This is a genomic window from Streptomyces sp. NPDC037242, from assembly GCF_055604165.1.
This window is the reverse complement of sequence record NZ_JBVJUY010000009.1, coordinates 110,797-132,445: the sequence shown is the minus strand read 5'-3', so window position 1 is coordinate 132,445 and position 21,649 is coordinate 110,797. Positions and strand designations below refer to the sequence as shown.

Sequence of the window (21,649 nt, the reverse complement as noted above, 5' to 3'; positions counted from 1 at the left end):
CTCCGCCCGGCAGGGCGAAGGGCCGTCGACGCGGTTATCTCAAGTGGTCGGGCCCGAAGGCCTGCGGCAGCATCTGCGCCAGCGTGAGGATCCCGTCGGGGGTCTCCACCAGCAGTTCAGGGCCGCCGAATTCGTACAGGAGCTGTCGGCAGCGCCCGCAGGGGACGAGGATCTCGCCCTTGCCGTCGACGCAGGTGAAGTGCGTCAGCCGGCCGCCGCCCGTGGCCTGGAGGGAGGAGACCAGGCCGCACTCGGCGCACAGGCCGAGCCCGTAGCTCGCGTTCTCCACGTTGCAGCCGACGACGACCCGGCCGTCGTCGACGAGAGCTGCGACACCGACCGGGAAGCCCGAGTACGGGGCGTACGCCCGGGACATCGCGTCCCGGGCCGCCTTGCGCAGGGACTCCCAGTCGGGGCTGAGCGCCGTCGTCACTTGCCCTGGCCCTTGCGGTACGGCAGGCCGTCCGCCTTCGGCATCCGCAGCCGCTGCGCCGACAGTGCGAGCACCAGCAGCGTCGTCACGTACGGTGCGGCGTCCACGAACTGGCTGGGCACCGCGTCGGTCAGGGCGTACCAGAGGAACAGCCCCGCGGAGCAGAGCGCCGCGATGCCGGCCTGGACGTACTTCTTCTTGTAGAGCTGCCAGGCCACGACCAGGACCAGGAGGATCGCGAGCAGCAGCAGCATCGCGTGGACGTTCTCGGCACCGCCGCGCAGCTTGAGGCTGTCGATGAAGCCGAACAGGCCCGCGCCCAGCGCCATGCCGCCCGGCATCCAGTTGCCGAAGATCATCGCGGCGAGGCCGATGTAGCCGCGGCCGCCGGTCTGGCCCTCCTGGTAGATCGGGCTCGCGACGATCGACAGGAACACGCCGCCGAGGCCCGCGAGGGCGCCCGAGACGATCACGGCGATGTACTTGTACTTGTAGACGTTGACGCCCAGCGACTCCGCCGCGACCGGGTTCTCACCGCAGGAGCGCAGGCGCAGGCCGAAGGAGGTGCGCCACAGCACCCACCAGGTGCCGGGGATCAGCAGCAGGGCGAGGATCGTCAGCAGCGAGATCTCGGTGACCAGGCCGCCGATGACGCCGGCGAGGTCCGAGATGAAGAACCAGTGCTTGCCCTGGAGGTCGGTCATCCAGTCCGACAACCCCGGCACTGTGATCTTGTAGATCCCCTCGACCTGCGGCGACTGCTTGGAGGAGCCACCCTTCGCCTCGGCGAACGTGAAGTTCGACAGGTACTGGGTGAAGCCCAGCGCCAGGATGTTGACGGCCACACCGGAGACGATGTGGTTGACGTTGAAGGTGATCGTGATGATCGCGTGCAGCAGGCCGCCGAGGGCGCCGCCGATGATGCCGGCGATGACACCGGTCCACGGGCCCCACTGGTAGCCGGCCCAGGCACCGAACCAGGTGCCGAGGATCATCATGCCTTCGAGGCCGATGTTGACGACGCCCGCGCGCTCGGCCCACAGGCCGCCGAGGCCGGCGAGGCCGATCGGCACGGCGAGCGAGAGGGCGCCGGAGACCTGGCCGACGGAGGTCAGGTCGTCGGCCCCGCTGATCAGGCGGACCAGCGAGACCAGCGCGAGGGCCCCCGCGATGATCAGCATGATCCAGGGCAGGGACAGCTTCTTGCGGCCGCCGGACTTCTTCGGGGCGGCGGCCGTCGCGGAAACGGTGCTGGTGCTCACGCCGCGACCTCCTTGTCGGTCTTGATGGCGCCGCCGGCGGCGAGTTCCTCGCCGACCTTCTGCTGCTGGCGGCGGATCCCGTAGCGGCGGACGAGCTCGTACGAGACGACGACCGCGATCACGATCAGGCCCTTCATGATCGTGCCGATCTCCTTCGCGTACCCCTCGGTGTCGAGCGAGGCCGAGGCCTTGTCGATGAAGGCCATCAGGAACGCGGCGAGGAGGATGCCGACCGGGCTGTTGCGGCCGAGCAGCGCGATGGTGATGCCGGTGAAGCCGACGCCGACCGGGAAGGACAGGCTGTACGTGTGGCTGTCGCCCAGCAGCACCGGCATGCCGGCCAGGCCGGCGACGGCGCCCGAGATGAGCATCGAGGTGATGATCATCTTCTTGGCGTCCACACCGGAGGCCTGCGCGGCGGACTCGCTGGCACCGGTGGCGCGCAGGTCGAAGCCGAAGCGGGTCCGGTTGAGCACGAACCAGTAGACGACGCCGAGGGCGAACGCCACGAAGGTGAAGCCGTAGATCTCCAGGCCGTCACCGAAGGACACGGCCGGGAACCAGCCGGACTCGGCGATGTCGCCGGTGGTCAGGTCGTTGGAGCCGGCCGGCTGGACGCCGAGGTTCTTCGGCAGGATCAGCCAGGCGATCAGGCTGGTCGCGATGGCGTTCAGCATGATCGTGGAGACGACCTCGCTGACACCGCGCTTGGCCTTCAGGATGCCGGCGATGCCGGACCAGGAGGCGCCGACCAGCATGGCGACGAGCACGATCAGCAGGATGTGCAGCGGGCCGGGCAGGGTGACGGCGGCACCGACCACCGCGGACAGCATCGCCGCGAGGCGGTACTGGCCGTCGACGCCGATGTTGAAGAGGTTCATCCGGAAGCCGATGGCCACGGCCAGGGCTGCCAGGTAGTACGTGCCGGCCTGGTTCAGGATGAGGACCTGGACGTCCTCGTAACCGGCGTTCTCCGTCATGATGCGCAGCGGCTCGATCGGGTTCACACCCGTGGCCGCGAGCACCAGCATGGTCAGCGCGAAGGCGCTGACCAGCGCGAGCGCGGGCCCGGCGAAGCCGAGGATCAGCCGGTCCTTGTCGAGTTTCTTCATCGGGCCTCGTCCTCCGTGGAGTCGGTACCAGCGTCGGCACCGGCGGCGGAGTGGTTGTCGGTTGCTTCCAGGTGCCCGGAGGCGGCGCCCGTCATGGCGGTGCCGAGCTCCTCGGGGGTGACGGTCGCGGGGTCGGCGTCCGCGACCAGGCGGCCGCGGTAGATGACGCGCAGGGTGTCGGACAGGCCGATCAGCTCGTCCAGGTCCGCGGAGATCAGCAGCACGGCCAGGCCCTCGCGACGGGCCTCGCGGATCGCGTCCCAGATCTGCGCCTGCGCACCGACGTCCACACCGCGGGTGGGGTGGGCGGCGATGAGGAACTTCGGGTTGTGGCTCATCTCGCGGCCGACGATCAGCTTCTGCTGGTTGCCGCCGGAGAGCGAGGCCGCGGTGACCTCGATGCCGGGCGTGCGGACGTCGTACTCGCGCACGATCCGCTCGGTGTCCTTGCGGGCCGCCTTCGGGTCGAGGATGCCGCGCTTGGAGTTGGGCGCCTCGGTGACGTGGCCCAGGATGCGGTTCTCCCACAGGGGGGATTCCAGCAGCAGGCCGTGGCGGTGGCGGTCCTCCGGGATGTACCCGATGCCGGCCACGCGGCGCTTGCGCGTGGGCACGGTGGAGATGTCCCCGCCGTCCAGCGTGATGGTGCCGCCGTCCGGGATGCTCATGCCCATCAGGGCCTCGATGAGCTCGGTCTGGCCGTTGCCCTCGACACCGGCGATGCCGAGCACCTCACCCTTGTGGATGGTGAAGTTGATCCCGGCCAGCACCTCGCGGACGATTCCGTCCGGGTCGGTGGCGGCGAGGCGCAGGCCCTCGACCTCCAGCATCGGGGTGGTGGTCACCGTGGACTCGCGGGTCTCCGGCGACGGCAGCTCCGAGCCGACCATCAGCTCGGCGAGCTGCTTGGTCGTGGCGGTCTTCGGGTCGGCGGTGCCGACCGTGGTGCCGCGCCGGATGACGGTGATGTCGTCGGCGACCTTCAGCACCTCGCCCAGCTTGTGCGAGATGAAGATGACGGTCAGGCCCTCGGCCTTGAGCTCGCGCAGGTTGTCGAAGAGCGCGTCCACCTCCTGCGGCACGAGCACGGCGGTCGGCTCGTCGAGGATGAGGATCTGCGCGCCGCGGTAGAGGACCTTGAGGATCTCCACGCGCTGCCGGTCGGCGACACCGAGGTCCTCGACCAGCGCGTCGGGGCGTACGCCGAGGCCGTACGCGTCCGAGATCTCCTTGATCTTCTTACGGGCCTTCGCGCCGATGCCGTACAGCTTCTCGCCGCCGAGAACCACGTTCTCCAGGACGGTGAGGTTGTCGGCCAGCATGAAGTGCTGGTGCACCATGCCGATGCCGCGCGAGATGGCATCGCCGGGGCTGTGGAAGGAGACCTGCTCCCCGTCGATGGCGATGGTGCCCTCGTCCGGCTTCTGCATGCCGTAGAGGATCTTCATCAGGGTCGACTTTCCGGCGCCGTTCTCGCCGATCAAGGCATGGACCGTGCCCTTGCGGACAGTGATCGCGATGTCCTTGTTGGCGACGACGCCGGGGAAACGCTTGGTGATGCCGTGCAGTTCTACGGCGGGGGGCGGGCTGGACGCGTTGATGACGCACTCTCCTTGGCGCGGAAGGAGCTGGAGGCAGGGGGACAGGGCGGGACGGGACGGGCGGGGGCGGGAGAGGGACGTTATCGCGTCCACGATGCCTCTACGCGCGTAGCACTGTCGAAAGTGAAAACTTGCGGCCAGGTGGCCACAAGGATCACAGAACACGGCTCGGGGCCCGGGAGCGAATGAGACCGCTGCCCGGACCCCGGAGACCACGACTACATGTCAGACACGGCCCTACGGGGCGGTCTTGACGGTGATCTTCTTGGCGATGATGTCGGCCTTCGCCTTGTCGACCGCGGCGGTGACCTCGGTCAGCTTCTTGTACTCCGGGTTGGAGTCGGACAGGCCGACGCCGTCGGTGTCCAGGCCGTAGCGGACCTCGCCGCTCTCCGGCTTGCCGTCCTTGACCGACTTGATCAGGTTGAAGACGGCGTCCGAGACGTCCTTGGTGGCCGAGGTCAGGATCTTGTCCTTGTACTTCGACAGACCGGCCTGGTTGTACTGGTCGGAGTCGACACCGATGGCCCACTTGCCGTTGCTGGCAGCGGCCTCGATGGCACCGGCACCGGCGCCACCGGCGGCGGCGTAGATGACGTCCGCGCCCTTGGCCAGCTGGCCCTGGGCAGCGGCCTTACCGAGGTCGGGCTTGGCGAAACCGGTGTAGTCCGGCGGCTGGGTCAGGTACTGGGTGAGTACCTTGGCGCTGGGGTTGGTGTCCTGCACGCCCTGGACGAAGCCGGCCTCGAACTTCTTGATCAGCGGGGTCTCGACACCACCGATGAAGCCGACCGTGTTGGACTTGGTCGCCTTGGCGGCGGCGACGCCGGCCAGGTAGGAGCCCTGCTCCTCGTTGAAGACGAGGTTGGCGATGTTCGGCGCGGTGACCGAGGCGTCGTCGATGATGCCGAAGGTGGTCTTCGGGAACTTCGGGGCGACCTTCTCGATGGCCTTGGCGTAGGCGAAGCCGACGCCGATGACCGGGTTGTTGCCCTTGCGGGCCAGCTCGGTGAGGCGCTGGACCTTGTCGGCCTCGCCCTCGCCGTCCGTGGGCTCCGCCTCGGCGCCCTTGACCTTCAGCTCCGTCGTGGCCTTCTCGAGGCCCGCGTAGGCGGCGTCGTTGAACGACTGGTCGCCGCGGCCACCGATGTCGTACGCGATGGCGGCACCGGCTTCCGTGGAAGATCCGGTGTCCGAGGACTTCTTACCGCCACAGGCGGTGGCCGAGAGGGCCAGCGCCGCGGACGCGATGCCCACGGTGGCGATCCTGGTGATCCGGCGCAAGGGGAGGCTCCTTCAAAACCTGACCGAAGCGCCACGACCGGCGCTGGTTTCGCCGCGATCGTAACGCGCGTAGATGTCAGTTAAAGGACTGTTCATGAGTCGTTATCGGATCGTCGCGAACCAGACAGTGACCGACCGGTAACTCCGCACGCGCCCAACCCTTGTGTACCAAGGGCTGGACGCGTTCGGCGGAAGACTCCCCGATGCTGTAAGGACTTTTACCGGCCACTCCTGGCGCGCCGCGAGTCGAGGCGGCTCTCGCCGTTCCCGTCCAGCAGTGCGGCGGCCGTGAAGAACTCCACGCCGACCTCGATCGCGGACTCGTCGACGTCGAAGTCGCCCCGGTGCAGGTCCTTCTTGGCGGTGTCGCCGGGCGTACGGACCCCCAGGCGGGCCATGGCCCCGGGCACGTGCTCCAGGTACCAGGAGAAGTCCTCGCCGCCGAGGCTCTGCTCGGTGTCCTCGACCGACTCGGCGCCCAGCCGCGCGCCCATCGCCTCGCGCAGCAGTTCGGTGACCACCGGGTCGTTGACGACCGGCGGCACCCCGCGCACGTAGTTGATCTCGGACTTCGCCCGGTGCAGGGACGCGATCTCGTCGATCGCCGCGTGGATCTGGTCCGGGGCCTCGTGCCAGGCGTTGATGTCCAGGCAGCGAACGGTTCCGGACAGCTCGGCGTGCATCGGGACGACGTTGCAGGCGTGGCCGGCCTCGATCCGGCCCCAGGTGACCGACATGCCCGAGCGGGCGTCCATCCGGCGGGCCAGCACCGCCGGCAGGTCGACGGCGAGCCGGGCCGCCGCCGTCACCAGGTCGGTGGTCAGGTGCGGCCGGGCGGTGTGCCCGCCGGGCCCGGCGAGGGCGACCTCCAGCCGGTCGCAGGCCGAGGTGATGGGGCCGGGCCGCAGCCCGATCCGCCCCGCGTCGACCCGGGGGTCGCAGTGCACGGCGACGATCCGGCCCACACCGTCCAGGACCCCGGACTCGATGGCATCGGCGGCGCCGCCCGGGAGCACTTCCTCGGCGGGCTGGAACAGCAGCCGCACGGGCCGGGGCAGCAGTCCCAGGCGGTCGAGCTCGGCGAGCACCAGGCCGGCGCCGAGGACGACGGCGGTGTGCACGTCGTGGCCGCAGGCGTGGGCGCGGTCCGGGTAGATGGAGCGGTAGGAGACGTGCGTCTTGGCATCCGGAATGGGCAGGGCGTCGATGTCCGCGCGCAGGGCCAGCATCGGCCGGCCGCCGTCCCAGGTGCCCACGTCACAGATCAGACCCGTACCGGATTTCAGCACCCGTGGTCGCAGGCCGGCTTTCTCCAGCCGGGCCTTGATCGCGGCCGTGGTGCGGAACTCCTGGTTCCCGAGCTCGGGATGCATGTGCAAATCCCGGCGGAAGGCGATCAGTTCGGCGCGCAGGTGGTCCGGAAGCTTGCCGGGCAGCTCGGGCCGGTCGGGCTTGCCGGGCAGGGCGGTCTGGGACTCGCGGGACATCAACTGGTTCACCCGTTGAAGGGTAGGCGCACGTATGGGTCAACTGGTCGGGGATCACTAGAAATTCATGCCGTTAGGGGAAAGAAACCCGGCCTCTGGACGCATGACCGGATGCACCCGGGGGTAAACTCGCGCGCTCATCCGGCCGCAGGGGCCGCCTGGGCTGGGAGTCTGTGCACATCACGGGCGGTGTCGGTGACCCCGGCGAGGAAGCTGCGAGCCCGGGCGGTGGCCGCCCCAGTAAGCCATTCGGGGTCGATATCGCATACGGCGACGGTCACACCGGTGCCCGACAGGGCGTACGGCAGGGTGTGTACGACCGTGGACGGAAAGCTGACGATCGTACGGCCGACCGGGCCCCGCCGCGCGATCAGCTCCAGCGGCAGGTCCGGCCTTACGATCTCCAGCCCGGTCGACTCGCTCAGCATGCGCAGCTTCTCCGGGGACTCCCGGCGGTGCGCGAAGTAGCGGGTGGCGCCGTGCTCCAGGGTCAGGCCGCGCACCGCGTCCAGATAGCGGTCCGGGTCTACGACACCGGTTTCCACCAGGGAAGTGCCGACCAGGTCCGTCCCCTTGGTCAGCCGGGGCGGGCCGAAGCGCGCCCGGGTCCACGCGAAGTCGTTGAGCCGCAGCGCCATCCCGGGCAGCGGAGCCACCGGCATCGAGGTGAACACCTCCACCCGTCGCCGCCGCCCCGGCGTCAGCCGGCGCCGGGCCCGGCCCGACACCGGGGCGTACGCGAGCTCGCGCACCCGGGACAGCACCCCGCCGCCGGAGCGGTGCCAGCGGCGCAGCCGCTCCCCGCGGCCGAGCTGCGCCATGAACTCCATGGTGGCGGTGCCGTCGTCGACCACGACCAGCTCGGCGGCGCGGGCCGGGACGAGCAGCAGCTGCGTGAAGCGGGAGAAGGGGTCGCCCACCACGATCCGCCGGGCCCGGCGCACCTGGCCGCCGAGCGCGGCGAGCGCCCTGAGCGGGGCCCCGGCGCCGCCGCGGGCCTCCTGCCAGTGCACGTCGTGGCCCTCGTTGCGCGCGATCCCCGCCATCCGGCGCAGTTGCCCGCGCGACATGGGGTCGGTGGGCGGCAGGACGACGATCCGCACCGGGAGCGCGGTCCCGGCTCCGGCGCCCGGGGCGGCGGGGGTCCCGGCCGTACTCCCGGCCGCGCTGGCGGCCGGGGGCTGCGGGCGCGCCGCGGTCCGCTCCGGCTGCCGCGGTACGGCGCCGAGCAGCGGTCCGCGGTCCGCCGGGGCGGTGCCTTGCGCGTACGCCCACTCCAGCACGTTGAGGAGCTGGACGGGACTCTCGACGAAAGCCAGGGTGGAGGCTGAGGGGTTCACCGCGTACTCCTCGATCGCTGGGGGCGTCGGCCCGGTCAGACCGACGCGAGCTCGCCCTGGACCCGGCGGAGCTTCTTCATCGGGCCGAGCTCGGACTCGTAGACCCGCTTGACGCCGTCGCCGAGCGCGGTCTCGATGGTGCGGATGTCGCGGACCAGGCGGATCAGGCCGCCGGGCTCCACTGAGGCGGCCTGGTCGGAGCCCCACATCGCGCGGTCGAGGGTGATGTGGCGCTCGACGAAGGCGGCGCCGAGCGCGACCGCGGCCAGGGTGGTCTGCAGGCCGGTCTCGTGGCCGGAGTAGCCGATCGGGACGTTCGGGTACTCCTCCTGCAAGGTGTTGATCACCCGCAGGTTCAGCTCCTCGGCCTTGGCCGGGTACGTCGAAGTGGCGTGGCAGAGCAGGATGTTGTCGCTGCCGAGCACCTCGACCGCGTGGCGGATCTGCTTGGGGGTCGACATCCCGGTGGAGAGGACGACGGTGCGGCCGGTCGCGCGCAGGGCGCGCAGCAGCTCGTCGTCGGTGAGCGACGCGGAGGCCACCTTGTGGGCGGGGACGTCGAACTTCTCCAGGAAGGCGACGGCCTCGGTGTCCCACGGGGAGGCGAACCAGTCGATGCCGCGCTTGGCGCAGTGCTCGTCGATGGCGCGGTATTCGGCCTCGCCGAACTCCACGCGGTGGCGGTAGTCGATGTACGTCATCCGCCCCCAGGGGGTGTCGCGCTCGATGTCCCACTGGTCGCGCGGGGTGCAGATCTCGGGGGTGCGCTTCTGGAACTTCACCGCGTCGCAGCCGGCGTCGGCCGCGGCGTCGATGAGGGCGAAGGCGTTGCCGAGGTCGCCGTTGTGGTTGATGCCGATCTCGCCGACGACATAGACGGGCCGGCCGGGTCCGGCGAGGCGGGAACGGAAGCTGCGCAGGCGGGAGGTGGCGGTCATGGCAGGGGTGTCCTTCGGTACGGGGGGTGCGGCAGGGGTGTCGAGCAGGGGGGCGAGGAGGCGGGCGCGGGCCAGCTCGTGGGGGTCGTCGATCTCCAGGACCCGCGCGGGGTCGGTACGTACGGGCACGGTCCGCCCGAAGAAGCGGTGCCGGGCGGAGCGGAAGCCGGCGGCGTCCATGGCGTAGGCGGCGCCGGTCTCCAGCAGGTCCTCGGGCCGGTCCTGGCGGCGGGGCCGGTACGCCGTGTCGTGGTTGACCCCGAGCCCGGCCCCGTCGGCGGCGGCCCGCCACAGGAATCCGTGGAAGGGGGCCGCGGTGAGGGCCGAGTCGGCCCCGCCGGATGCGACGGCGGCGGCGACCGACTCGACGTCGGAGGCAGTGACGAAGGGGCTGGTGCACTGGACCAGCAGGACCGTGCCGACGGTCTGGGAGTGCAGTTCCTCGAAGGCGTCGAGCGCGTGCAGCAGGGCGGCTTCGCTGGTCGCGGTGTCCCCGGAGATCCCCGCGGGCCGGCGTACGACTCCGGCGCCGGCGGCGCGGGCGGCCGCGGCGATGGCCTCGGAGTCGGTGGAGACCACGACGTCGGTGACGGTCGGCGCGGCCAGGCAGGCCCGCACGGCGCGGGCCACCAGCGGCACCCCGCCCACCTCGGCGAGGTTCTTCCCCGGCACCCCCTTGGACCCGCCGCGAGCCGGAATCACCGCGAGCACCCGGTCCGTACCCGTACCCGTCCCCGCACGCGAATCCGGGGCCTGCCCGGGGCGCATCACAGCTCGCCCAGTCTGCGGATCAGGGGGGCCACCCGTTGGACGCCGTGGCGGTACGCCCCGCGCGCGGCCTCGCGGACGTGGGCGCGCAGGCGGCGGCGCAGCTTGGACCCGCCGCCCTTCTCCCGGACCGCACCCGGCAGCGGGGTGCCGTCGGGGGCCAGGTGCTGGCGCGCGAGGATGCCGGGCAGGTACCCGGGCGCGGTGGCCCGGGTGTAGTAGGGGGCGACGGCCGGGAGCGGGCGCCGCTCCAGCAGCCGCGCCAGCCGCGCCCGGGCGGCGGCGTACGGGTCCGGCGCGCCCTCGGCACCCTCGGCAGCGGTACCCCCGACGCCCTGCGCGGCCAGCCACCGCGCATCGCCCCGCGGTAGCAGCCCCGCGTCGAGCTGGTCCCAGGAGGCCAGGCAGCCCGAGCCGAGGAAGTGGTGGTTGCCGAGGCCCTCGCGGATGCCCAGGTCGGTCAGCACGGCCGTCGGGATGCCCCGGTGGAGGGATTCCAGGGCGGCCGTGGAGGAGACGGTGACCAGCAGGTCGGCGCCGTCCAGGACCTCGCCCATGTTCCCGTACACGAGGCGGCAGTTGGCCGGGAGCCCGTCCTCGACCCGCTCCGCGAGGCGCTGGTAGGGGAACTCCTCCAGGTGGGTGGTGTGCTCCCCGGGCTTGCTGCGCAGTTTGACCAGCACCTCGCGCTCCGGGTGCAGCCGGGCGTGCTCGGCGGCCCGCCGCAGCAGGTACGCGCGGTCGGCCCGGCCCTGCGGCACCGAGGGCTGCACCGCGAAGACCACGGTGTGCGCCCGGCTCCCGGCGGGCTCGTACGGGGCGCCCTCCAGGAACGGCAGCGCGGTCTCGGTGACGGCCGACGCGTCGGCGCCCACTCCCTCGTACACGGCGCGGAAGCGCTCGGCGTCGTGGCGGGAGTTGGCGAGGACGAGGTCGGCTCCGTGGCGCAGCAGCAGCCCGTCGGCGAGCTTCTCGTATACGACGCCCACGTACCCGGTGACCAGGACCGGGCGGTCGGCCGGCTCGGGCCACAGCGCACGCGCCCCGTGCAGGACGGCCTGTACGGCCCCGCCGACGAGGGCGAGCACCACGACGTCGTAGCGCTCGCGGCGCAGCTCCGCGAGGAACTCCGCGCAGGTCACCTCTGTGATCCGGTCCGCCCGCACCCCGACCTCGCCGAGCTGGCGCGCGGTGGGCGTGGCCCGGCCGCGCAGCAGGTATCCCGTGAGGTGGGGTCCGGGTCCGGGTCCGGGTCCGGAGCCGGGGCCGGGGCCGACGCCGAGGCGGCGCGCGGTGAGCGCACCCCATTTCCATCGCGTATCGGAATCGGCGAGTACGGCGACGCGAAGAGCGCCATGTGGAACGGCGCGATTGCTGTCTGGCACCCGGCAGAAGTTATTCCGCAATTTCGGTGATCGGCCCAACGAACGCACAACAGCGGGTTAACAACCCGTCGACGAAATGCGAAAGCGCGCGGGTTAACGCTCCCGCCGTTCTTCGTTCACATGAAATCCGCGTACGGGTCATGATGAATGACGAGCGGCGGCCTAATGTCTCCCGGGTGCTCAAGCTCTCTGTTGTCGTGCCGTTCTACAACGTGCAGACATACGCACCGGATGCCCTGAAAAGTCTCGAACTCAACGCCCGGGACGACTTCGAGTTCCTGCTCGTCGACGACTGTTCGACGGACGGGACGCCCGAAATGCTGGAGCGGGCCGCGCGCGACCTGCCGGGGGCGGTGCACCTCAGACGCGACCGCAACGGCGGCCTGGCCTCCGCGCGGAACACGGGCCTGGACGCGGCCCGCGGCGAGTACGTCGCCTTCCTCGACGGGGACGACTGGCTGGCGCCGGGCCACCTGGCCCGCACACTGGCCGCCATCGAGGCCCTGAACTGCGATTTCGTCCGTACCGACCACGTCCAGTGCACCGGCCGGACGCGGCAGGTGCAGCGCGTCCCCTACGGCCCTGAGTCGGTCGTCGCCGCCCCGCGCCGCGGGATCCTGCCCGCCTCCCGCCCGACCTCGGTGGACTATCCGTACGCGTGGGCCGGGATGTACCACCGGCGGCTGCTGGACCGCGGGCTGCTGCACTTCACCGACGGACTGCGGACCGCGGAGGACCGGCCGTGGATCTGGCGGCTGCACCGGGAGGCGGAGTCCTTCGCGGCGGTCGGCCTGCCCGGAATCTTCTACCGGCGCGGCATTTCCACCTCTCTGACGCAGATCGGGGACGAGCGTCAGCTCGATTTTATTCGAGCATTTGATCAAGTCCTTTCGGAAACGGCAGCCGACCGCGAGGCCGATCTCCTGCTCCCCAAAGCCGTCCGAACATATTGTGCAATCATCGCGCACCACATCGGATCCATCGAAAGGTTCGAACCGGCCGTGGCCAGGAATCTCCGCTCCATGAGCACGGCCGCTCTCGGGCGCATGCCGCAGGACGTGCTGGACCACGCCGTCGACTCGATGGACCTCGAACGCGCGGACCGGCTGCGCCGACTGCGCCGCCGCTCCTCGGCAGCCGCAGCGGCCGCGGCGGCCACGCCCGCGGCGGCGCCGGGAGCCGCCGCGTGAGCGTCACCCAGATCTTCCTGGCCTCCACCCTCTACGGCACGGCCACCCTCGCCGCCGGGATCGACGCGGGCGCCTTCCCGCCCGCCGGTCGCCGGATCCTGCTGACCAGCAACCACTCCGTCACCGCCGAGATCGCCCCGGGGCTCGCGGACATGCCCGGTTTCGCCGCCCTGCGCACGCGCTTCGACGGGGTGCTCGACTGGAACGCCGTCATCGCCCCGCAGCACCCCAGCACCTGGGCCCCGCGGCCCGACGACGTCCCGCTGTGGGAACGGCAGCTGCGCGCCCTGTGGGGCATCGGCGAGGACCGCGTCGAGCTGATCGTCGAGTCCCTCCAGGTCCCGCCCGCGCAGAGCCTGTGCCGGCTCTTCCCCGGCGCGACCGTGGACGTCTACGCCGACGGGCTGATGAGCTACGGCCCCACCCGCTTCCGCCTCGATCCCCAACTCGGCATGCGGGTACGGCGGGTGCTGCACCTGGACCTCGTACCGGGGCTGGAGCCGCTGCTGCTCACGGAGTTCGGCGTACCGGCGGAGCTGCTCCCGGCTGCGGCCTTCCTGAAGGTCCTCGCCGAGCTCGCCGCCGAACCCGCCTCCGGCCCACCGGACGTGCCGGCCCCCTCCGCCACCGGCCCCGGCGGCGGCGAGCCGTCCGCCCCGGCGCTGCTGCTGGGCCAGTACCTCTCCGCCCTCGACCTCATGTCCGCCGCCGAGGAGGAGGAGCTGCACGTCGAGATGGTCCGCGGCGCGCACGCCCTCGGCCACCGGGAGCTGGTCTTCAAACCGCACCCCAGCGCCCCTGCCGCCTACTCCCGCCGCGCCGAGGCGGAGGCCGGGCGGCTCGGCGCCCGGCTCACCGTGATCACCGCCCCGGTCCTGGCCGAGACCCTCTACGAGCGGCTGCGCCCGGCCCTGGTGGTCGGCTGCTTCTCCACCGGGCTGCTGACCGCGGCCACGCTGTACGGGCTCCCGGTCGCCCGGACCGGCACGGGCGGCATACTGGCCCGCCTCACCCCGTACCAGAACAGCAACCGCGTCCCGCTGACCCTGGTCGACGCGCTGCTCCCGGACCTCGCGGACCCGGCGGGCGTACGCTCCTGGACGCAGCCGGACCCCGGACGGGTCGCCGAGGAGCTGACCGGCCTGCTCACGGCGGTCGGCTTCACGATGCAGCCGCAGGTCCTGGCGGCGCGGCGCGCGGAGGCCGAGCAGTACCTGGTCCGGCACCTGACCCCGCACACCTGGCGCTACTTCAAGCGCCGCCGGCTGACCACCCTGGGCCTGCCGGGCGGCATCCCGGCGCAGCTGTCCTTCCTGCCGCGGCACCCGGCGGTACGGCGGCTGGCGCGCCGGCTGCGCAAGGCGATCGGCTGACCGGTCAGCCCATGGCGAGCTTGGCGGCGAAGCCGAGGAACAGCACGCCCGCCGCGGAGCTCGCACCGGCCGCCAGCCGCTTGCGGCTGCGGAAGGCCGCCGAGAGCCGGGCCCCGGTGAAGATCAGCGTGGTCAGGTAGAGGGCGCTCACCAGCTGGGACACCGAGCCCAGCAGCAGGAACGACAGTGCGGGATAGGCGTAGCCGGGATCCACGAACTGCACGAAGAAGGACAGCAGGAACAAGATGGCCTTCGGGTTGAACAGGCTCACCACCAGCGCCCGCCGGTATATTCGCTCGCCCCTCGCCGCGGGCTCGGAACCCTCCTGGAGCAGCTCGGCCCGGCGCGCCTTGCGCTCGTGCCACATGGCCCAGGCACCGCGCAGCATGCCGATGGCGAGCCACGCCAGGTATCCGGCGCCGAGGAACTTCACCACGGAGAACAGCAGCGGGCTGGCCTTCAGCAACGCGCCCGCCCCGGCGGCGGTCAGCACCATCAGGACGGTGTCCCCGGTGAAGACGCCGGCGGCGGCCGTGTACCCCTTGCGCACGCCGCCGCGCGCGGCGACGGACAGCACGTAGAGCGAGTTCGGCCCCGGCAACAGAATGATCAGTACGAGGCCGACCATGTAGGTCGGCAGATCGGTGACTCCCAGCATGGATCCGAGTCTCGCACGGGTCTCCATACCGGGTCTCTGCCGCCGGGGAGGCCTCGGCGAGGCCCCCCGGGAGGCCTCGGCGAGGCCCCCCGGGAGCCCCCCACCTCAGAACACGTCCGCCGGCACGTACGTCCCCCACACCTCCCGCAGCGCCCCGCAGACCTCCCCCACCGTGGCCCGCGCCCGCAGGGCCTCCTTCATCGGGTACAGCACGTTCGCCCGGCCCGCCGCCGCCTCCCGCACCGCCGCCAGCGCCGCGGCCACCGCCCCCACGTCCCGCTCCGCCCGCAGCGCGGCCAGCGCCGCCCGCTGGCGCACCTCGATCCCGGGGTCGACCCGCAGCGGCTCGTACGGCTCCTCCCGCTCCAGCGCGAACCGGTTGACCCCCACCACCACCCGCTCCCCGCTCTCGGTCTCGCGCGCGATGCGGTACGCGTTCCGCTCGATCTCCTCCTTCTGGAAACCGGCCTCGATCGCCGCCACCGCGCCGCCCAGGTCCTCCACCCGGCGCATCAGCGCGAGCGCCGCCTCCTCCAGCTCGTCCGTCATCCGCTCCACGACGTACGAACCCGCGAAGGGGTCGACGGTGTGCGGGACGTCCGTCTCGTACGCCAGCACCTGCTGCGTCCGCAGCGCGAGGCGGGCCGATTTCTCCGTGGGCAGGGCGATGGCCTCGTCGAAGGAGTTGGTGTGCAGCGACTGGGTGCCGCCGAGCACCGCGGCCAGCCCCTGCACGGCGACCCGTACGAGGTTGAGCTCCGGCTGCTGCGCCGTCAGCTGCACCCCGGCCGTCTGGGTGTGGAAGCGCAGCATCAGCGACTTGGGGTCCCGCGCCCCGAACTCCTCGCGCATCACCCGCGCCCAGATCCTCCTGGCCGCCCGGAACTTCGCCACTTCCTCCAACAGGGTGGTGCGGGCGACGAAGAAGAAGGAGAGCCGGGGCGCGAAGTCGTCGACCGGCATCCCCGCCGCCAGCGCGGTACGCACGTACGCGATCCCGTCGGCCAGCGTGAAGGCGACCTCCTGCGCGGGCGAGGCCCCGGCCTCGGCCATGTGGTAGCCGGAGATGGAGATGGTGTTCCAGCGGGGGATCTCGGCCCGGCAGTACCGGAAGGTGTCGGCCGTCAGCCGCAGCGAGGGTCCGGGCGGGAAGATGTACGTCCCGCGCGCGATGTACTCCTTCAGGACATCGTTCTGGACCGTCCCGGTCAGCCGGTCCGCCGCGACCCCCTGTTCCTCCGCGACCAGTTGGTAGAGGAGCAGCAGCAGCGCGGCGGGCGCGTTGATGGTCATCGAGGTGGAGACCCGGTCCAGCGGGATCCCGTCGAACAGCACCCGCATGTCGTCGAGCGAGTCGATCGCGACGCCCACCTTGCCGACCTCGCCGTGTGCGAGCGGGGCGTCGGAGTCGTGACCCATCTGCGTCGGCAGGTCGAAGGCCACGGACAGCCCGGTGCCGCCGCCCGCGATGAGCTGGCGGTAGCGGGCGTTGGACTCGGCGGCCGTGCCGAAGCCGGCGTACTGCCGCATGGTCCACGGCCGACCGGTGTACATCGTGGGGTAGATGCCCCGCGTGTACGGGTATGCCCCTGGTGAACCCAGTTTGAGCTCCGGGTCCCACCCCGTCAGATCCTCAGGCCCGTAAACCGGTTCGATCGGGATTCCGCTCTCGGTGCTGGCCATGTGACGTAGTCCTCCCTGGAGAGAACCGGCCCGGGGCTGATACAACCTTCCCCGCGACGGCTGTGGCCGTCCGCGTGGCGGCCGCTGGTCACAATGGCGCAACATCCCGCGATCTTCTGCAACTCTCCACGCCCGCCAGGCATCACCTAGATACACGACATCAGAATTCGGGGGAATGCAATGCTCCGCCTGCACCGCCAGAGAGTCATAATCCGCACGCTTGGGGTGGCCACCGCCGTCGCGCTCGCCGCGACCGCCTGCGGACCGCAGAACTCGGAGTCCCAGGGCTCCGCTTCCGCGTCCCCTTCCGCGACCATGGCGGAACCCTCCCCGTCCGCCTCCGCCTCCTCGGACGGCAAGCCCGGCGACGCCTCGCCGTCTCCGTCCGCCTCGGCCTCCGCCTCGAAGTCCCCCTCGCCCTCGCCCTCGCCGACCGTGAAGCAGATCATGGCCAACGGCGACGACAGCGAGCAGGTGCGCGAACTTCAGGCCCGGCTGCGCCAGCTCAAGCTGATGACGGTCGCCCCGACCGGTTTCTACGGTTCGAAGACGACCACCGCGGTCAAGTCCTTCCAGACCAAGAACAAGCTCACCGTCACCGGCGGTGTGGACGAGCCCACCTGGAAGAAGATCCAGAGCCTCACCAAGAAGCCCACCGCCGACGAGCTGCGCCCGCCGGCCGTCAACGAGGCCGACGCTCCCGACCCGCGCTGCATGGAGGGCCGGGTCATGTGCATCAGCAAGGAGAGCCGCACCCTCGCCTGGATGATCGACGGCAAGGTCATCTCCACGATGGACGTGCGCTTCGGTTCGGAGAACACCCCGACCCGCGAAGGCGTCTTCAACGTGGGCTGGAAGGCCAAGGACTGGACGTCGACGATCTACCACACGCCCATGCCGTACGCGATGTTCTTCAGCGGCGGCCAGGCGGTCCACTACTCCGCGGACTTCGCCGCCCGCGGCTACGCCGGCGCCTCGCACGGCTGTGTGAACGTCCGGGACAAGGGCAAGCTGTCGGCGCTGTTCGACGCGGTCCAGGTCGGCGACAAGGTCGTCGTCTACTGGTGATCCGGTCGGCCGGGTCGGCCGGTCAACGGAAAGGGGCCGGCCTGAGGCCGGCCCCGGAGGCGGTCGAAGAAGTCAGAGGCGCGGGCAGGGCCGGGGGAACGTGCCCCGCCCGCGCCGGTTGCGCAGAGCCCAGGGGTACGGGGGGAACCCCGGCTCATGCGCGGCCGATGACCAGTCGGCTCGCTACGTACTGCGCCACAGGTTCGAAAAGTGTTACAGCCGGGTCGGCGAATGTTTCAGGACACCGTCCGATACCCGTTCGGTCCCCCCTTCGGACCCGCTCTCAGCGGGTGCGCAGGACCGCCGACCCGTTCACCGGCAGCGCCGGGGTCAGCGTGGGGGCCCTGAGGATGCCGCCGCCCCCGTCGGTGCGGCCCGGCTCGACGCCCGGTGCGCCCGGAGTGCTCTCCTTGGTGCCGCCGTCGGAGACCCCGTCGATCACCGACTCGCAGTAGCGCGGGATCTGCGCGCGCCCGCCGGCCAGCCGCGCGAGCGTCTCGCGGCGGTCGTCGTTGAGGCTGCCCGCCCGGTAGTACTGGCACAGGTTCACCGCCCGCAGGCGGGTCTCCCGGTCCTTGAGCGTGTCGCCGCCCCCGAGGAAGTTCTCCTTGCCTCCGGTGGCCTTGCCCGTGGTGGCCGCACCGTTCGCGGAGGGTTCCGTCCCGGTTCCGCCGCTTCCGCCGCCGATGGCCGTACCGGCCTCCGGCGTCGTACGACCGTCCGCGCCCTGCGTGCCCTGCGTGCCCTCCACGCCCGGGGTGGCGGCCCCGTCGCCGCCGTGCGGCTGGGAGGGGCGGAACTGCGGGGTGAGGGTCGGGTACGGCCCTTCGCCGTCGCCGGGGGCGGGCGAGTCGCCGGAGCTCACGGACGCCGCCGGGGCGGGTCCCGCGCTGTCGTGCCGGGTCCCGTCCAGCAGCCCGGCCCCCGCGGCGGCGGCCAGACCGCCGAAGGCGACGCTCGCCAGGGCGGCCGCGAGCCCGAACCGCACCGGGCGGATCCGCCGGACGCGCCGGGTGCCCGGCGCGGAATCCGAACCGGAAGCCGAACCGGAAGCGGCCGCGGCCGCGTGCACGGCGGCCAGGGACCGCGGACTGAGCTCCACCACCGGCTCACCGGAACCGAAGGCCTCGGCCCCGGCCCGGGCGGCGGGTGCCTCGCCGCGTGCCGCGCGGAAGGCGGCCAGTGCGGCGGCCTCCCCGGGCAGCTCGGCGCCGGCGTGCGGCGGCCCGGCCAGTTCGCCGAGGGCGGCGCGCAGCCGTTCGGCCCGTACGCGGGCATCGTGATCGGCACCAGGTACGGCCGGTTCTCCGCGCAGCAGTCGTTCCGCTGCGGCTCTGTCCAGCCACCTGTTGCGCTCGTCGGCCATCACATGTCCTTCTGCGTCCGCCAACGTGAATGCGTCACACCGGTTTGATCTACGAGACCCCCGCCTCGGCCGCGCTGCGCCGGTACGGCGTCGAGATCCATCCCGTTCGCACCGTCCCGCGGCCGGCCACCGGCATTATGGCCGACCGCGGACCCGTATCCGGAGTCCGCCTCCCAGCCCGGCTCGAACCCGCCCTCGGCGCCGATCAACTCGGCCAGTTTCTTCAGTCCCCGGTGCGCGGCGGTGCGTACCGCGCCCGGCCGCTTGCCCAGCGTCTCGGCGGCGGTCTTGGCATCCAGTCCGACGACCACGCGCAGGACGACGGCTTCCGCCTGGTCCTGGGGCAGCTGCGCTATGAGCGCCATGGTCCGGCCGGTGGACAGCGCCTCCATCGCCTCGCCGGCGGTGTCGCTGTCGGCGGCCCGGCCGGTCAGCTCGGTCTCGTCGCCGCCGACCGCGGGGCGGCGGCCGCGCATGCGTATGTGGTCGAGGGCCCGGTTGCGTGCGATCCGGGCGGCCCAGCCGCGGAAGCGGTCGGCGTCGCCGGTGAAGGAGTCGAGGTCGCGGGCGATCTGCAGCCAGGCTTCCGAGGTGACGTCCTCCGCGTCGCCGTCTCCGACGAGCGTGCGGACGTACCCGAGCAGGCGCGGGTGCACGGCGCGGTACACATAACGGAACGCGTTCTCGTCGCCGTCTTGTGCCGCGAGCACCGCGGTGGTCAGCTCCGCGTCGTCCCCCAGCAAAGTCCCCAACCCGTTCACTGTCCTGTACGTGTGGCGCAAATCAGCACGTTACGGCTTTCAAGCACCTCTCGTCCACGAGTTGTACAACCAGCAACCAATCCTGCGCGGAGCGAGGTGTGACACAAAACGCACTCCGGGCGCTGACAGGGATACGGGCTTGTCGCACGAGTCCGTGTCGGATGGCGACCGGGGCCTCTCCTGTGGGGGGTGGCGGCCTCGGTCGTCCTCCCCTTCCTCAAGTGCTCCTCCACGCGGACTTGTCATCCTTTCGGCTCACTTCCGGGTGAAAACCCAGGATGCGTACGACACACCCCGCCCCGCGTCGATAGCGTGGCGGTACACCCGCGCCGCGCCCCGAGGAGCCCCCCGCTGTCCAGCCATCTTCCGGCACAGGCCCGCGGCAGCTCCGGCCTTTCCCACGGATCGGGGCTGGCCCGGTTCAACGCCCTCTCCCCCGAATCCGCCCGCGCCGTCCTGCTGCACTGCTGCGGCAGCCGGCGCTGGGCCCAGCGGGTGGCCGCCCACCGCCCCTACCCCGACGCGGCCGCGCTGCTCGCCGCCGCGGACGAGGCCTCGTACGACCTCTCCCAGGCGGACCTGACGGAGGCGCTGGACGGCGAGTCCTCGGCGGAGCTGGAGCACGGGGCCTCCTACGCCGCGCTCCTGGCCCTCGACGCCGCCCACGCGGAGTACGAGCGAAAGTTCGGCCACGCCTTCGTCATCTGCCTCGACGGACACACCCCCGAGGAGCAGGCCGACCAGCTGCTGGCCGCGATCCGGCGTCGGATGGGTCACGAAGTGGATGAGGAGCGCTCGATCTCCGCGGACGAGCTGCGCCGTGTCGCACGGGCCAGGCTGGCCGACCTGACACACTGGCTGACCTCGGCGGATGGGGTGTCTGCCGCCGAATTCGGGCTATTCGCCCCTGTGGGATAGTCCGTCCGTGCCTGTTTGATCACACCGATGGCCCCCGCGCGAAGGAACCGACAAAGCGTCGCTACGATGTCCGGGGCCGGAGGACCGTACCCGGCCGGGCCCGACCGACAACGAAGCCGGCTGGCCCCCGCCCCGCTTCCGGAGGGTTTTCCGTGCCGGCTGGAACGTTGTACCGCGGCCGGGAAGGAATGTGGTCCTGGGTGGCTCATCGAGTCACCGGCGTCCTCATCTTCTTCTTCCTGTTCGTACACGTCCTCGACACCGCTCTCGTCCGCGTCTCCCCCGAGGCGTACGACGATGTCGTGGCTACCTACAAGACCCCGATCGTCGCGCTGTTGGAGTACGGCCTCGTCGCCGCCATCCTCTTCCACGCGCTCAACGGTCTCCGTGTCATCGCCGTGGACTTCTGGTCCAAGGGCCCGCGCTACCAGAAGCAGATGCTCTGGACTGTCGTGAGCATCTGGATCGTGCTGATGGCCGGGGCCGTGTACCCCGTCCTGAACCACGCCTACCTTGAACTGTTCGGGAAGTGACACGCATGTCTTCTGACACTTCTTCCGCCCAGGCCATCGGTGACGTGGAGGGCGTTTCCCTCTACGACGTCGACAACCCGGCGCCGTACATCGAGGCCCCGCGCAAGCGGACCGGCAAGACCCCGCGCTCGACCCGCGGCAACTTCGAGATGGCCGCATGGCTCTTCATGCGCCTCTCGGGCATCGTGCTGGTCGTCCTCGTCATCACCCACCTGCTGATCCAGCTGGTGCTGGACGGCGGCGTCTCCAAGATCGGCTTCGCCTTCGTGGCCGGCCGCTGGGCGTCCCCGTTCTGGCAGGTCTGGGACCTGCTGATGCTGTGGCTGGCCATGCTCCACGGCGCCAACGGCCTGCGCACCGTCGTCAACGACTACGCGGAGCGCGCCAACACGCGGCTGTGGCTGAAGGGCCTGCTCTACACCGCCACGGTGTTCACCATCCTTCTGGGCACGCTGGTGATCTTCACCTTCGACCCGAACATCCGCTAGG

At 71.3% G+C, this 21,649-nt stretch carries 19 protein-coding genes and 1 pseudogene; 6 read left to right on the top strand and 14 right to left on the bottom strand.

Going from position 1 to position 21,649, the window contains the following annotated elements:
- Window positions 1–34 precede the first annotated feature (34 nt).
- From ACZ7GJ_RS13560 to ACZ7GJ_RS13515, 10 genes and pseudogenes are all read right to left on the bottom strand, one after another.
- Window positions 35–433, bottom strand: coding sequence for a cytidine deaminase (locus tag ACZ7GJ_RS13560; RefSeq protein WP_470751483.1), 399 nt, complete (start codon window positions 431–433; stop codon window positions 35–37).
- The gene (locus tag ACZ7GJ_RS13555; protein ID WP_470751482.1) at window positions 430–1,695 is read right to left on the bottom strand and encodes an ABC transporter permease; all 1,266 of its coding nucleotides are present in this window, start codon (window positions 1,693–1,695) and stop codon (window positions 430–432) included. Before ACZ7GJ_RS13555 ends, ACZ7GJ_RS13560 begins: the two co-directional genes overlap by 4 nt.
- Complete coding sequence (locus ACZ7GJ_RS13550; RefSeq protein ID WP_470751481.1) at window positions 1,692–2,807, bottom strand: ABC transporter permease; 1,116 nt, start codon at window positions 2,805–2,807, stop codon at window positions 1,692–1,694. Before ACZ7GJ_RS13550 ends, ACZ7GJ_RS13555 begins: the two co-directional genes overlap by 4 nt.
- Window positions 2,804–4,453 (bottom strand): ABC transporter ATP-binding protein, encoded by a 1,650-nt coding sequence (locus ACZ7GJ_RS13545; RefSeq protein WP_470751582.1) that lies wholly within the window; start codon window positions 4,451–4,453, stop codon window positions 2,804–2,806. Before ACZ7GJ_RS13545 ends, ACZ7GJ_RS13550 begins: the two co-directional genes overlap by 4 nt.
- Window positions 4,454–4,645: 192 nt before the next feature.
- Window positions 4,646–5,692 carry a BMP family lipoprotein gene (locus ACZ7GJ_RS13540; protein ID WP_470751480.1) on the bottom strand — a complete coding sequence of 349 codons (1,047 nt, stop codon included), beginning with the start codon at window positions 5,690–5,692 and terminating at the stop codon, window positions 4,646–4,648.
- 218 nt (window positions 5,693–5,910) lie between these two features.
- Entirely contained in the window at window positions 5,911–7,179 is a 1,269-nt protein-coding gene (locus ACZ7GJ_RS13535) for an amidohydrolase (protein ID WP_470751581.1), read from the bottom strand.
- Between the two features lie 137 nt (window positions 7,180–7,316).
- Complete coding sequence (locus ACZ7GJ_RS13530) at window positions 7,317–8,519, bottom strand: hypothetical protein (RefSeq protein WP_470751479.1); 1,203 nt, start codon at window positions 8,517–8,519, stop codon at window positions 7,317–7,319.
- A 35-nt stretch (window positions 8,520–8,554) separates the two neighbouring features.
- The gene (locus ACZ7GJ_RS13525) at window positions 8,555–9,457 is read right to left on the bottom strand and encodes an N-acetylneuraminate synthase family protein (RefSeq protein WP_470751580.1); all 903 of its coding nucleotides are present in this window, start codon (window positions 9,455–9,457) and stop codon (window positions 8,555–8,557) included.
- Window positions 9,458–9,799: 342 nt separating this feature from the next.
- Window positions 9,800–10,225 (bottom strand): annotated as a pseudogene (locus tag ACZ7GJ_RS13520) (acylneuraminate cytidylyltransferase family protein); the annotation flags it as partial.
- The gene (locus ACZ7GJ_RS13515) at window positions 10,225–11,610 is read right to left on the bottom strand and encodes a DUF6716 putative glycosyltransferase (RefSeq protein WP_470751477.1); all 1,386 of its coding nucleotides are present in this window, start codon (window positions 11,608–11,610) and stop codon (window positions 10,225–10,227) included. The pseudogene ACZ7GJ_RS13520 and the gene ACZ7GJ_RS13515, both read right to left, overlap by 1 nt.
- Window positions 11,611–11,786: 176 nt before the next feature.
- Here ACZ7GJ_RS13515 and ACZ7GJ_RS13510 point away from each other — a divergent pair, with 176 nt between their 5' ends.
- Together ACZ7GJ_RS13510 and ACZ7GJ_RS13505 are read left to right on the top strand one after the other, a co-directional pair.
- Window positions 11,787–12,800, top strand: coding sequence for a glycosyltransferase family 2 protein (locus tag ACZ7GJ_RS13510; protein WP_470751476.1), 1,014 nt, complete (start codon window positions 11,787–11,789; stop codon window positions 12,798–12,800).
- Window positions 12,797–14,173: a polysialyltransferase family glycosyltransferase gene (locus ACZ7GJ_RS13505; RefSeq protein WP_470751474.1), complete on the top strand. Its 1,377-nt coding sequence runs from the start codon at window positions 12,797–12,799 to the stop codon at window positions 14,171–14,173. The genes ACZ7GJ_RS13510 and ACZ7GJ_RS13505 overlap by 4 nt, the downstream gene beginning before the upstream one ends.
- Before the next feature lie 4 nt (window positions 14,174–14,177).
- On the opposite strand, the gene leuE is transcribed toward ACZ7GJ_RS13505, so the two are convergent.
- A complete protein-coding gene (gene leuE / locus ACZ7GJ_RS13500; protein WP_470751473.1) occupies window positions 14,178–14,831 on the bottom strand; it encodes a leucine efflux protein LeuE in 654 nt (217 codons plus the stop codon).
- Window positions 14,832–14,936: 105 nt separating this feature from the next.
- Window positions 14,937–16,514: an acyl-CoA mutase large subunit family protein gene (locus tag ACZ7GJ_RS13495; protein WP_470751472.1), complete on the bottom strand. Its 1,578-nt coding sequence runs from the start codon at window positions 16,512–16,514 to the stop codon at window positions 14,937–14,939.
- A gap of 180 nt (window positions 16,515–16,694) precedes the next feature.
- Between ACZ7GJ_RS13495 and ACZ7GJ_RS13490 the strand changes: the two genes are divergently transcribed.
- Window positions 16,695–17,582 carry a L,D-transpeptidase family protein gene (locus tag ACZ7GJ_RS13490; protein ID WP_470751471.1) on the top strand — a complete coding sequence of 296 codons (888 nt, stop codon included), beginning with the start codon at window positions 16,695–16,697 and terminating at the stop codon, window positions 17,580–17,582.
- Window positions 17,583–17,865: 283 nt separating this feature from the next.
- On the opposite strand, the gene ACZ7GJ_RS13485 is transcribed toward ACZ7GJ_RS13490, so the two are convergent.
- Together ACZ7GJ_RS13485 and ACZ7GJ_RS13480 are read right to left on the bottom strand one after the other, a co-directional pair.
- Window positions 17,866–18,948, bottom strand: coding sequence for a hypothetical protein (locus ACZ7GJ_RS13485; RefSeq protein ID WP_470751470.1), 1,083 nt, complete (start codon window positions 18,946–18,948; stop codon window positions 17,866–17,868).
- The gene (locus ACZ7GJ_RS13480; RefSeq protein WP_470751579.1) at window positions 18,948–19,691 is read right to left on the bottom strand and encodes an RNA polymerase sigma factor; all 744 of its coding nucleotides are present in this window, start codon (window positions 19,689–19,691) and stop codon (window positions 18,948–18,950) included. Before ACZ7GJ_RS13480 ends, ACZ7GJ_RS13485 begins: the two co-directional genes overlap by 1 nt.
- A gap of 330 nt (window positions 19,692–20,021) precedes the next feature.
- Here ACZ7GJ_RS13480 and ACZ7GJ_RS13475 point away from each other — a divergent pair, with 330 nt between their 5' ends.
- The 3 genes from ACZ7GJ_RS13475 to ACZ7GJ_RS13465 all read left to right on the top strand — a co-directional run bounded on the left by ACZ7GJ_RS13475 (window position 20,022) and on the right by ACZ7GJ_RS13465 (window position 21,648).
- Window positions 20,022–20,627: a 2-oxo-4-hydroxy-4-carboxy-5-ureidoimidazoline decarboxylase gene (locus ACZ7GJ_RS13475; RefSeq protein ID WP_470751469.1), complete on the top strand. Its 606-nt coding sequence runs from the start codon at window positions 20,022–20,024 to the stop codon at window positions 20,625–20,627.
- Window positions 20,628–20,779: 152 nt separating this feature from the next.
- Window positions 20,780–21,160 (top strand): succinate dehydrogenase, cytochrome b556 subunit, encoded by a 381-nt coding sequence (gene sdhC, locus ACZ7GJ_RS13470; protein WP_365917729.1) that lies wholly within the window; start codon window positions 20,780–20,782, stop codon window positions 21,158–21,160.
- Window positions 21,161–21,165: 5 nt separating this feature from the next.
- Window positions 21,166–21,648: a succinate dehydrogenase hydrophobic membrane anchor subunit gene (locus tag ACZ7GJ_RS13465; RefSeq protein ID WP_365917730.1), complete on the top strand. Its 483-nt coding sequence runs from the start codon at window positions 21,166–21,168 to the stop codon at window positions 21,646–21,648.
- The last annotated feature ends 1 nt before the right edge of the window (window position 21,649 follow it).